Here is a 2,415-nt window from a genome sequence, read left to right on the forward strand (position 1 = left end):
GCGCCGTACACGAGCGGCACGCGGAACCCGCCGCCGCCCAGAATCGTCAGCTTCACTCTTGCACCTTTCCTGCCTCGACCACCTCGACGCCCGCCTCCTCCAGGGAGGCGCGGGTCGGCCGGGTCGGCGGAGCCTTCGGCGAGGGCGTGGACGAGGGCGCGCAGGGCATCGGGGTCACCGTGTCGCGGCAGTACGTCGCCCACGGCGGCCCGCACCCGCTCGGCGACCGCGTCGGGCCCGCCGGCGGGCAGGGGTCCTCCGCGCGCCCGTGTGCCGTCGGCGAGGGCGCCGAGCACGGTGTCGAGCAGCGGCCGCAGCGCGTCGGGGCCCTCCGGGCCCGAGGCGAGGCTCGGTGTGCTCATGGGTTCCTCCCGGGCACGCGTGCTGAGGGAGTTCCAGCTTGTACCTGGATGAGCGCGCGTGCCCGAAAGGTTCAACGAGCGAAACCCGAAAGGGTGTCCCGGCGGCAGGCGACCAAGGGGTGGCGCGGGGTGGCGCCCACCATGAACCCCACCACGGCGGTCCCCTTGGCACAGAAGCGCACGCCGCCCATCCCGGTGTGTGCGCTCCGCACGCAGCCCATCCCGGTGTGTGCGCTCCGCACCCGGACCACGCGCCACGTGCCCCGAGACGCGCCCCCAGCCCCGGGTCCCACGCCCTCTGCCCCGAGACGCGCTACCTGACCCTGGACCCGCGCCACCTGCCCCCGGACGCGTGACCGCAGCCCCGGGACACCTGCCACTTGGCCCTGAACCCATCACGACTCATGAATGCGCGCCGTCTGGCCTGCGATGAGCCCGGACCCAGGATGCGCTCCCACCCGGAGGTGCGCGCCGCCCGGCCCTGAACGCGCCTCCGGCCCCGGGCCCCGCGCCACCTGCCCCAGGACGCGTACTCAGTCCAGGAACACGCACCACCTGACCTTGAGCCCACCTCGACTCATGAATGCGCGCCGCCAGGCCTTGGATACGCCCCCAGCCCGGGACGCGCCCCGGAAGGGGGTGCAGGTCGCCTTGCCCTGGACGCGCCTCTGGCCCAGGAGCACGCGTCCCTTGGCCCTGGATGCGCCCCGACTCCGGAGTACGCGTCCCCCAGCCCTCCCACCGCTTCGGCCCGAAGCGCGCCACCGGACCAGGGCGCACCTCCAGCTCCGGTGTGCGCGTCTCTCAGCCCCGGGCGCCCCGGCCACGAAACGACCGACGACAGACCCTGCAGGCACCCGCAACCCCGGAGTACACCTCCCTCAGCCCTGTCGGCGTTCCGGCCCCGAAGTGCGCGCCGCCAGGTCCTGGACGATCCCCGACTCGGAGTCCGCGTCGCTCAGCCCTGCTGGCGCCCCGGTCACGAAGCGTCCGTCGCCTGGCCCGGGGACGCGCACACGGCGAGGCATGCGCCCCGCGGCCATGCATGCGCTCCCGGCCCTGAGCGGACCCCCTAGCCCTGGCGGACGCGCAACGCCCGGCCCAGGTCGTCCAGTTGGTCCACCAGTTTGCGGCGTAGGGCCGGGATCGGGTTTGCGTCGGTCAGGCAGGCCTCGCCGAGGCGGAGGGTTTCCTCGTCGACCGCGTGGGCCGGGAACGCCCAGCGGCCGGCGGCGTCGGCCATGGCGGGGCCGCGGCGGGCGGCGACGGCGACCGCGTCGGCGTAGTAGCGCGGCACGTACTGCCGTACCAGATCGGCCTGTTCGGGCTGCCAGAAGCCCTGGGCGGTGGCGATGAACAGGTAGTTGGAGAGGTCGTCGCGCCCGAACATCCCCTCCCAGGCCCGCGCCTTGGCCTCGGGGTCCGGCAGCGCGGCGCGGCAGCGTGCGGCGCCCTCCTGGCCGGTGGCGGAGGGGTCCCGCTCCAGTTCGGCGGCGATCGCGGCCTCGTCGGTGGCACCGAGGACGGCGAGCCGCCCCAGCACGCGCCAGCGCAGCTCCGGGTCCAGTTCCGGTCCCCCGGGCACGGTGCCGTCGGCGAGCCAGGCGGCGATGGTGTCGGGCTGGGCGGCGACGTCGATGAAGTGACGCACGGCGACCAGGCGCAGGCCGGGATTGTCACCGTCCTCGGTGCGGCGGATGAGGTCGCGGCAGAGGGAGCTGAGGGCGGCGAGGGCGGCGGGGCGGCCCTCGGGGTCGACGTAGCGGCCGGCGATCTGGGCGGTGGCGAAGGCGAGGACGCCCTGGACGACGGCGAGGTCGGTCTCGTGCGGGAGGTGGGTGCGGGCGGCCTCGAGGTAGGCGGCGGGCGGGAGTTCACCGTCGCGCACCGCGTCGCGCAGGGCGTTCCACACGACCGCGCGGGTGAGCGGTTCGGGCAGGCCGCAGAGGTTCGCGGTGACCGTCTCGAAGGACTCGGTGTCGAAGCGGACCTTGGCGTAGGTGAGGTCGCCGTCGTTCAGCAGGAGCAGGGCGGGGCGCTTGCCGAGGGGGTG

At 74.8% G+C, this 2,415-nt stretch carries 1 protein-coding gene and 1 pseudogene; both read right to left on the reverse strand.

All coding sequences use genetic code 11. The features are described 5' to 3' along the window. Positions 1 to 362, reverse strand: a pseudogene (locus tag GRC12_RS43660) (hypothetical protein); the annotation flags it as partial. Between the two features lie 1,072 nt (positions 363 to 1,434). After that, a partial coding sequence (locus GRC12_RS43665; RefSeq protein WP_208785982.1) for an ERAP1-like C-terminal domain-containing protein occupies positions 1,435 to 2,415 on the reverse strand: 981 nt, incomplete at its 5' end.

The sequence above is a fragment of the Streptomyces griseorubiginosus genome, assembly GCF_017614965.1.
Classification (GTDB): domain Bacteria; phylum Actinomycetota; class Actinomycetes; order Streptomycetales; family Streptomycetaceae; genus Streptomyces; species Streptomyces griseorubiginosus_B.